The sequence below is a fragment of the Nonomuraea lactucae genome (assembly GCF_003313395.1).
Classification (GTDB): Bacteria; Actinomycetota; Actinomycetes; order Streptosporangiales; family Streptosporangiaceae; genus Nonomuraea; species Nonomuraea lactucae.
This window is the reverse complement of sequence record NZ_QNFZ01000924.1, coordinates 1-8,357: the sequence shown is the minus strand read 5'-3', so window position 1 is coordinate 8,357 and position 8,357 is coordinate 1. Positions and strand designations below refer to the sequence as shown.

The 8,357-nt window shown below is 72.0% G+C and carries 11 protein-coding genes; 6 read left to right on the top strand and 5 right to left on the bottom strand.

The window, feature by feature from the left end; genetic code table 11:
• The 4 genes from DQW85_RS32055 to hisF form a co-directional block, all read left to right on the top strand.
• Positions 1-236 (top strand): hypothetical protein (locus tag DQW85_RS32055; RefSeq protein ID WP_113703528.1); only part of this gene is annotated, 236 nt, incomplete at its 5' end.
• Positions 236-964, top strand: a complete 729-nt coding sequence (gene priA / locus DQW85_RS32050) for a bifunctional 1-(5-phosphoribosyl)-5-((5-phosphoribosylamino)methylideneamino)imidazole-4-carboxamide isomerase/phosphoribosylanthranilate isomerase PriA (protein WP_113703527.1) — start codon at positions 236-238, stop codon at positions 962-964. The genes DQW85_RS32055 and priA, both read left to right, overlap by 1 nt.
• Before the next feature lie 26 nt (positions 965-990).
• On the top strand, positions 991-1,380 hold the full coding sequence (locus DQW85_RS32045; RefSeq protein ID WP_113703526.1) for a Rid family hydrolase: 390 nt from the start codon (positions 991-993) through the stop codon (positions 1,378-1,380).
• Complete coding sequence (gene hisF, locus DQW85_RS32040; protein ID WP_113703525.1) at positions 1,377-2,138, top strand: imidazole glycerol phosphate synthase subunit HisF; 762 nt, start codon at positions 1,377-1,379, stop codon at positions 2,136-2,138. Before DQW85_RS32045 ends, hisF begins: the two co-directional genes overlap by 4 nt.
• Before the next feature lie 30 nt (positions 2,139-2,168).
• On the opposite strand, the gene DQW85_RS32035 is transcribed toward hisF, so the two are convergent.
• The 4 genes from DQW85_RS32035 to DQW85_RS32025 form a co-directional block, all read right to left on the bottom strand.
• Positions 2,169-3,530: a glutamine synthetase family protein gene (locus DQW85_RS32035; RefSeq protein ID WP_113703524.1), complete on the bottom strand. Its 1,362-nt coding sequence runs from the start codon at positions 3,528-3,530 to the stop codon at positions 2,169-2,171.
• A gap of 61 nt (positions 3,531-3,591) precedes the next feature.
• Complete coding sequence (locus DQW85_RS46150; RefSeq protein WP_198654742.1) at positions 3,592-3,753, bottom strand: hypothetical protein; 162 nt, start codon at positions 3,751-3,753, stop codon at positions 3,592-3,594.
• 104 nt (positions 3,754-3,857) lie between these two features.
• Positions 3,858-4,328, bottom strand: a complete 471-nt coding sequence (locus DQW85_RS32030) for an ABA4-like family protein (protein ID WP_113703523.1) — start codon at positions 4,326-4,328, stop codon at positions 3,858-3,860.
• Positions 4,325-5,269, bottom strand: a complete 945-nt coding sequence (locus DQW85_RS32025) for a hypothetical protein (protein ID WP_240197552.1) — start codon at positions 5,267-5,269, stop codon at positions 4,325-4,327. The genes DQW85_RS32030 and DQW85_RS32025 overlap by 4 nt, the downstream gene beginning before the upstream one ends.
• 102 nt (positions 5,270-5,371) lie before the next feature.
• On the opposite strand from DQW85_RS32025, the gene DQW85_RS32020 reads away from it, so the two are divergent.
• Positions 5,372-6,040 carry a MerR family transcriptional regulator gene (locus DQW85_RS32020; RefSeq protein WP_275888277.1) on the top strand — a complete coding sequence of 223 codons (669 nt, stop codon included), beginning with the start codon at positions 5,372-5,374 and terminating at the stop codon, positions 6,038-6,040.
• 62 nt (positions 6,041-6,102) lie between these two features.
• On the opposite strand, the gene DQW85_RS32015 is transcribed toward DQW85_RS32020, so the two are convergent.
• A complete protein-coding gene (locus DQW85_RS32015; RefSeq protein WP_205315569.1) occupies positions 6,103-6,732 on the bottom strand; it encodes a TIGR03085 family metal-binding protein in 630 nt (209 codons plus the stop codon).
• A 127-nt stretch (positions 6,733-6,859) separates the two neighbouring features.
• Between DQW85_RS32015 and DQW85_RS32010 the strand changes: the two genes are divergently transcribed.
• The coding region (locus tag DQW85_RS32010; RefSeq protein ID WP_240197553.1) for an ABC transporter ATP-binding protein at positions 6,860-8,357 on the top strand (1,498 nt) is incomplete at its 3' end.

The window sequence follows — 8,357 nt, the reverse complement described above, 5'->3', positions numbered from 1 at the left end:
GACGCCGTGCGCTGCTGGCCCGCCTGGTGCCGCGCCCGGTGCGCGTCGCCCGGCAGGGCGGCCTGCTCGCTCGCCGGCGGCGTGCCCAGAACGCCGTGGTGGCGCTGGGCTTCGTGCTCGTGCAGGTGCTGGTCTGGCTGGTCTGGGGCTCGCCTCTGGTGAGTTTCGGCGCCGTCGTGCTGTCCCTGCTGCTGATACCTGTTGTCGTGACCCTTGCCTTCGACCGGAGGATCTGATGTCTCTCATACTGCTCCCCGCCGTGGACGTGGCGGACGGCCAGGCCGTCCGGCTGGTCCAGGGTGAGGCCGGCACCGAGACCGGCTACGGCGAGCCGCTCGCCGCGGCGCTGGCCTGGCAGGAGGCGGGCGCGGAGTGGATCCATCTGGTCGACCTCGACGCCGCCTTCGGCCGCGGCTCCAACCGTGAGCTGATCACCGAGGTGATCGGCCGGGTGGACGTGAACGTGGAGCTGTCCGGCGGCATCCGCGACGACGAGTCCCTGGCCGCCGCGCTGGCTACCGGCTGCCGCCGGGTGAACATCGGCACGGCCGCCCTGGAGAACCCCGACTGGTGCCGGAAGATCATCGCCGAGCACGGCGACAAGATCGCGGTCGGGCTGGACGTGCGCGGCACCACCCTGGCGGCGCGCGGCTGGACAGAGGAGGGCGGCGACCTCTGGGAGGTGCTGGACCGGCTGGAGGCCGACGGCTGCCCCCGCTACGTGGTCACCGACGTCACCAAGGACGGCACCCTGCGCGGCCCCAATCTGGAGCTGCTGGAGCAGGTGTGCGCCCGCACCGACCGGCCGGTCGTGGCCAGCGGCGGCGTCTCGTCGCTGGACGACCTGGTCGCCCTGTCCACCCTCGTGCCGCTCGGCGTGGAGGGGGCCATCGTGGGCAGGGCGCTCTACGCCCAGGCGTTCACTCTCGAGAGCGCGCTGCTCGCGGTGCGCGGTCAGTCGTAGGAGGGGCCGTGGGGGGCAGTACGAGCATGGAAAGCACCGGTTCGCGGGTGTTTTCCGGAGGCATCTGGGAGGAACGCTACGGTTACGCCCGTGCGGTGGTCGTGGGCGACAGGGTCATCGTGTCGGGCTGCACCGCCACGGTGGACGGCGAGGTGCGCCACGTCACGGACCCCTACCAGCAGAGCGTCACCGCGATGGGCATCGCCATCGAGGCCGTCGAGCTGGGCGGGCTGACGAGGGAGGACGTGGTCATGGTCCGCTACTACGTGGTGGAGCAGCGCCACTTCGATCCGGTGGGGCACGCCATCGCCGAGATTTTCGGGCACGTCCGGCCGGCGTGCACGGGCGTGCGGGTGGCCGGACTGGTCGACCCGAGGATGCTGGTCGAGATCGAGATCGAGGCACTACGGGCATGACGGTAGCCGTCAGGGTGATCCCCTGTCTGGACGTGGACGCGGGCCGCGTGGTCAAGGGCGTCAACTTCACCAACCTCCGCGACGCGGGCGACCCCGTCGAGCTGGCCAGGCGCTACGACGCGGAAGGGGCCGACGAGCTCACCTTCCTCGACATCACCGCCTCCTCCGGCGAGCGCGAGACCATGCTGGACGTGGTGCGCCGCACCGCCGAGCAGGTCTTCATCCCGCTGACCGTGGGCGGCGGCATCCGCTCGGTCGAGGACGTCGACCGCCTGCTGCGGGCGGGCGCCGACAAGGTGTCGCTCAACACGGCGGCCATCGCCAGGCCGGAGCTGCTGACCGAGGCGTCGCGGCGCTTCGGCGCCCAGTGCGTGGTGCTGTCGGTGGACGCGCGCAGGGCTCCGGGCACCCCGAGCGGCTTCGAGGTGACCACGCACGGCGGCCGGCGAGGCACGGGCATCGACGCGGTGGAGTGGGCGGCCCGCGGCGAGGAGCTGGGCGTCGGCGAGATCCTGCTCAACTCGATGGACGGCGACGGCACGCTCGACGGCTACGACCTGGAGATGCTGCGCGCGGTCAGGGCGTCGGTGCGGGTGCCGGTGATCGCCAGCGGCGGCGCGGGGCGGCTGGAGGACTTCCCGCCCGCGGTCGAGGCGGGGGCGGACGCCGTGCTGGCGGCGACGGTGTTCCACTTCGGCACGCTGAAGATCGCCGATGTCAAGGAGACGCTCCGCCGCGCGGGCCACCCGGTCCGCTAGCCGCCCTCCCGTGCGGCTCTGGAGGGCGGGTCAGAAGACCCGCATGTGGTGGAAGAGCTCGTAGGAGGGGTCCATGCCGGAGAACGCGACCGCCTCCGACCGCTTGACCGCCAGGTAGGCGGTGCGCCGCAGCGGGCCGAGCGCCTCCATGAGCATCTCGTCGGCCTCCAGGGCGTCCAGCGCCTCGTCCAGCGAGGCGGGCAGCCGCTGGTAGCGGCCGGGGCGGGTGTCGGGGTCGACGTCGACCGACTCGCCGGGGTCGAGCTTCCGGCGGATGCCGTCGAGGCCGGCGTGGATCACCGCGCCCAGCGACAGGTAGGGGTTGGCCGAGGAGTCGGAGGGCTTCAGCTCCAGGTTGGGCTCGCCGGTCTCGCCGAGCGGTGAGCAGATCCGCACGGCCGCCTCCCGGTTGTCGGGGCCGTGCACGGCGTACGCGCTGGACCAGGCGCGGGGCGACAGCCGGCGGAAGCTGTTGACGCTGCCGCAGGTGAGCGCGGTCAGGGCGGGCAGGTGGGCGAGCAGCCCCCCGATGAAGCACTCGAGCACCTCGCCGCCGTCGGCGAACACGTTGTGCGTGTCGTCCCACAGCGACAGGTGCAGGTGGGCGCCGTTGCCCGCCTGGCCGGCCAGGGGTTTCGGGGCCAGCGTGGCCCACATGGCCATGCGCATGGCCACGCCGCGCACGGTCTCGCGGTAGAGGACGTGGTTGTCGGCGGCTCGCAGGGCGGCCGCGTGCCGTACCGACAGCTCCTGCTGGCCCGGCCCGAGCTCGGGGTGGTAGTGCTCGACGCGCAGCCCCTGCGTCTCCAGGGCCCGGACGAGCTTGATCGTGTAGTCGTGGGCGGTGTCGAACCCGGTGCCGGCGTAGCAGAGCGAGTCGTCGATCGGCACCAGCCGGTCGGGGCCGCCCGCGGGGTCGGGCAGCCGCCGGCCGAGCGTGAACTCCGGTTCGAACGCGGCCACCAGCGTGTAGCCTTCGGTCGCGAGCTCGGCGACCGCGTCCTTGAGGAAGGTGCGCGGGCAGGCGTCCCAGGGCGATCCGTCGAGCCGCCGCAGATCCGACAGCATCGCGGCGGCCCCCGGTGCGTGGGGGAGCGGGACGTACGTCGCGGGGTCGGGGACGATGCGCACCTCGCCCACCGGACCCATGTGCTCGACTTCCTGCAACTGGTCGAGCATGTTCATCGCCATCATGGCCACCGTGTGCCCGATGCCCGTGGTGAGGCGCTCGGCCAGCCTGGACCTGGATGCCGCCTTGCCGCGGATCACCCCGCCATGATCGGCGTAGAGGAAGCGGACGAGTTCGACGCCTTCGAGCTCCGCCCGTTCGAGGATGCGCCGAACGTGGGGGTCGGGCTGGTGAGACTTGGCGGCGGCCGGGCGATCTGTCATCCTGCCTGCGTAACACGATCCGCGACGCTGGGGAAGCGTCTAACGCAGGCAGCAGCCCAGCTCAGGTGAGAACATTGGTAAAGAAGACGGCGAGCTGGTTGGCTCCTTGGACGATCCCGTCGAACACACCGTTGACCGCGGACGCGGCCTGGGCCGGCCGGGTGAACAGGTAGAAGATCACGAACGCCACAAGAACGTAGGTTGCTACCTTCTTGACCTGCATGGGGGCCTCCTGCAGTCACATTCCCAGCCGTTTATACCCGGATCTGGGCGATCACTGGCATCTTCTATGAAGATGTTCTTGATCCTAACCGGGGGGCTTGTTTCTCACGCCATGGTACGGCCTTGAGCCTCTCTTGACGCGGGCTCTGCGCCCGAATTCTCCCGATACGCCAGCCGCAGCAGGAGGTAGACCGGCAGCCCGATCGGCGACAGCAGGATCGTCAGCACCATCACGGGGCCCATGAGCAGGGGATGCACGCCCCGCTCCCGGCTGTCGAGGTAGATCCACCGGCCGAGGAACAGGTCCCACGCGATGATCTGCGCCCAGAGCGCGGCGAGGGCGGGAGGGCTGCCGACGAGCGCTCGCAGGCCGGCCAGCGAGGGTGAGGTCACGACCGGCCAGAAGTCGGCGATCAGGGGCACCATGAGCACCAGGTTCACCGCCAGGCTCGGCAGCACGATGAGCGGGGAGGCCGCCACCCGCCGGGTGACCGACCAGGTGGGCGCGAGGATCATCAGCGCCCAGAACGGGAAGGCGAGGTAGAAGCTCAGGTCGAACAGGATCTCGGTGCTCATCGGGTGGCCTCCGCGCGCGAGGCCCTGTCCGCCGCCGGTGTGGCGTCCTTGGGGGCGCGGATCGAGGCCGCCGCCGCGATGAGCGCCGCCAGGAGGAGGGCGGACGCGGCGGCCAGGGTGACCCCGTCGGGGCGGATCAGCGGCTGGCCGCGCAGGGCCTGCCAGGTGGACAGCGCGAACACGCCCGCGTACAGGCCGCCCGCCGTGAGGGTGAGGCGCAGCCGTACCTGCTCGTGGGAGAGGACGGGCAGGCGGCGGGACAGGGCCGTCAAGGCGAGGGGGAGCAGCGACAGCAACTGCAGGGCGTGCATGCCGATGAAGTGCGGCGCCCGCAGGTCGCCGCCGACGGTGCTCCAGCCCAGCAGCGGCAGCCCGGGTCCGCCGTCGGGCAGGCCGACCGTGTGAGCGCCGATGATCCCGCCCGCGGCGCTCTGGCCGGGGCGTGGACCGGTCATGAGGCCGCCGGTCGCCAGCCCGAGGGTGGAGATCACCAGGCCGAGCCGGACGCCCCAGGTAGTGGGCCGGTCCGCCTGGCGTTCCAGCAGCACGGCGACGGCGGCGACGATGTTGGCGACCATGAGCGCCAGGATCATCATCCCCATGACGCTGAAGAGGGTGGCGTCCAGAGGGGTGGAGACGTTGAAGTGGCTGCGGCGCACGCGCGCCGCCTGGAAGACGATGACGGCGACCTCGGCCACGCCGGCGACCGCGAGCACGGTGCCCGCCCAGCGGGCCCAGCGGCGGTCCCGGCGCAGCAGGGAGAGGAGCCAGGCCCAGGTGAAGGAGTAGAGGCCGATGGAGAGGGCGAACTTCAGCGGCTTGGCCCACAGGGGCATGCCGTCGAGCGTGCGGTCGTCCACGGCGAGCGGGACGATCAGGGCCACGGCCAGGAGCGCCATGGCTCCGGCCGCGAGCATGAGGGGGCGGTGCCAGCGGAGCACGGGGGATCTTCCTTCCAGATAATGGATAGTGGATAGTGCTACTTACCACTATCTATAGCTAAACTTTCCACTAGCCACAAGAGGGGAGTCGCCGGCGTGCGAATGGCGGAGCTCAGCGCGGACACAGGAGTCCCGGTGCCGACGATCAAGTACTACCTGCGTGAGGGCCTGCTTCCTCCTGGCCGGCCCGTGGGCCGCAACCAGGCCGAATACGGTCCCGCGCACGTCCGGCGGCTCAAGCTCGTGCGCGCGCTGATCGAGTACGGCGGTCTCAGCATCGCCACCGCCCGGGCCCTGGTCGAGCACCTGGACGACCCCGGGATCAGCAGCGGCGACCTCCTCGGGGTCGCCCAGCTCACGGTGAGCGCCCAGCACGAGCCGCCGCCGGGTCCGGGCAGGGACGCGGCCGAGCGGGTCGTCGAGGATCTCCTCGCCCGCATGGGATGGCACGACCTGAGGGAGCATCCGTCGCTGCCCACGCTCATCGGCGTGGTGGTCAGCCTCAGCGAGCTCGGCCGCGAGGACATGCTCCCCGTGCTCGACGACTACGCCGCCGCCGCCGAGCGCGTCGCCGTGGCCGATCTGACGGTCGTCGGTGACCTGGAGGACAGGGAACGGGCCATGGAGGTCGTGGTGCTCGGCACGCTCCTGGGCGACGCGTTGTTCTCGTCGCTGCGCAGGCTCGCCCAGGCGCACGTCACCCGGCGCCTCCACGGGCCGCCGACGGACCCGGACCGATGTGACGAGTGGCGGCCCTCCGCCTCCGGCTAGGCGGCCCTCCGCCTCCGGCTAGGCGGCCCTCCGCCTCCGGCTAGGCGGCCCTCCGCCTCCGGCTAGACGCCGAGGCGGGCGCTCTTGAGCCGGGCTATCGAGTCGGGGTCGCCCCTCAGCTCCACCCTGGCGTGCGCCTGCCGCCCGAAGCAGAACAGCAGCAGCTCGGGCGCCCGTCCCGTGACCTCCACCTTGGGGCCGCTCTGCGCCCCGCCGAGCGCCACGCCGCCGCCCAGCCGGTGCAGCACGACGCCCACCGGCGATCTGCGCAGCATCACCTTGCCCCCGGCGGAGACCCGCTCCCAGATGAGCCTCTCCAGGTCCTCGGGCAGCTCGCGCGGCTCCCACGAGGGCTGGGCGCGGCGCACGTCCTCGTGGTGGACGAGCAGCTCCACCATGTTGAACGGCCCGTCCAGGAACGGCAGCAGGCCGTAGACGCCACCCGGTCTGCGAAGCAGGCCGACCAGCTCGGGGTAGGGGTGCTTGGCCTTCAGTCCCTTCTGGACCGACGCGGTGTGCCAGGCCAGCGGCTTGAGCACGACGCCGGGCAGCGCGTCCGGCCTGCGTTCGCGCAGCACCAGGTGGGCGGCCAGGTCATAGGTGGTCCACCCCTCGCACAGGGTCGGGGCGTCCGGGCCGAGCCGGTCGAACAGATCGCAGAGGGCGGACCGTTCGCTCGAAGCGTGAGTCACGTTCAGAACCCTACCCACGGGAATATCGTGCTGATCCGCAGTGATTAGGGACTTATAGCGCATATTGGAAATCCAGCTGGTACAGAAGGGAATCCTGCGAGTGGCGAGCAAGGTCACCTCGGCGGTCATGCGTCAGGGGCTCCACGTTCTCGGGGTCGCCGTCCGCGCGGAGAAGGCCGTGTTCGCGTCGGCCGTACTGGCCAGCGCCGTCTACGGAGGCATGACCGTGGGCTCGGCGTGGGCCCTCGGCTGGGCCACCGAGAACGTCGTGCTGCCGGCCTTCGAGCAGGGCCGCACCACCGCGGGCGCCGTCTGGACCGCCGTGCTGTTCATCATGGGCGCCGCGCTGCTCAAGTCCGCCGGCGTCGCCGGGCGGCGCATCCTGGCCGGGGTCATGCAGTACCGCATGCAGGCCCGCTCGCGCCGCGACGTCACCAAGCAGTATCTGCGGCTGCCGCTCGCCTGGCACCATCGGCACCCGACCGGGCAGCTCCTCTCCAACGCCAGTGCCGACGCCGAGGCCGCCTGGGCGCCGCTCGCGCCCCTGCCGATGGCCGTCGGGGTGATCGTCATGCTGTTCACCGCGGCCGTCGCGATGCTCCTCACCGACCCGGTCCTCGCCCTGGTCGGGTTCCTGATCTTCCCGGCCATCGCCGTGCTCAACTTCGTCTACCAGCGCAGGCTCAGCCCGCTCGCCACGCGCGCCCAGCAGTTGCGCGCCGAAGTCAGCGAGATCGCGCACGAGAGCTTCGACGGCGCGCTCGTCGTCAAGACCCTCGGCAGGGAGTCGCTCGAGACCGAGCGGTTCCGGCGCCGCGCCCACGAGCTGCGCGACGCCAACATCGCCGTCGGGCGGGTCCGCGGCCTGTTCGACCCGATGCTGGAGGCCCTGCCCACGCTCGGGGTGCTCGCCGTGCTGGCCGTGGGCGCGGTGCGCCTCACGTCCGGCTCCATCGACCCCGGCGAGCTGGTGCAGGTCGCGTACCTCTTCACGCTGCTCGCCTTCCCGATCAGGGCGCTCGGCTGGGTGCTGGCCGAGCTGCCGCGCAGTGTCGTCGGCTGGGAGCGGGTGCGCGCCGTGCTGGAGGCGAAGGGCTCCATGGAGTACGGCCGGACCCGCCCGCCCGCCGCGGACCTGGAGGCGGCGCGCCTGGAGGTGGCGGGCGTGTCCTACTCCTACGGAGCCTCCCCGGACGGCGGCGGGTCGGACGGCGCCGGAAAGGTGCTGCGCGGAGTCACCTTCGACGTGCCGCCCGGTCGCACCGTGGCGCTGGTCGGGCCGACCGGGTCCGGCAAGTCCACGCTCGTCCAGTTGCTCGCCCGGCTGGTCGACCCCGCGGCGGGCAAGGTGCTGCTCGACGGCGTCGATCTGCGCGAGCTCCCGTACGGCGGCGTCTCCGAGTCGGTCGCCCTGGTGCCGCAGGAGACGTTCCTGTTCGACGACACCGTGCGCGGCAACGTCACCCTCGGCCTCGACGCGGGCGACGAGGACGTGTGGGCGGCGCTGCGGCTCGCGCAGGCGGACGGGTTCGTCGCCAGGCTGCCCGAGAGCCTCGACACGCGCGTGGGGGAGCGCGGCGCGACCCTGTCGGGCGGCCAGCGCCAGCGGCTCGCGCTGGCCCGCG

Bases quoted from the DNA above. Each gene is read 5' to 3' on its own strand.
- priA (WP_113703527.1), top strand. From the start codon at position 236: ATGTCTCTCATACTGCTCCCCGCCGTGGACGTGGCGGACGGCCAGGCC.
- DQW85_RS32045 (WP_113703526.1), top strand. From the start codon at position 991: ATGGAAAGCACCGGTTCGCGGGTGTTTTCCGGAGGCATCTGGGAGGAA.
- hisF (WP_113703525.1), top strand. From the start codon at position 1,377: ATGACGGTAGCCGTCAGGGTGATCCCCTGTCTGGACGTGGACGCGGGC.
- DQW85_RS32035 (WP_113703524.1), bottom strand. From the start codon at position 3,530: ATGACAGATCGCCCGGCCGCCGCCAAGTCTCACCAGCCCGACCCCCAC.
- DQW85_RS46150 (WP_198654742.1), bottom strand. From the start codon at position 3,753: ATGCAGGTCAAGAAGGTAGCAACCTACGTTCTTGTGGCGTTCGTGATC.
- DQW85_RS32030 (WP_113703523.1), bottom strand. From the start codon at position 4,328: ATGAGCACCGAGATCCTGTTCGACCTGAGCTTCTACCTCGCCTTCCCG.
- DQW85_RS32020 (WP_275888277.1), top strand. From the start codon at position 5,372: ATGGCGGAGCTCAGCGCGGACACAGGAGTCCCGGTGCCGACGATCAAG.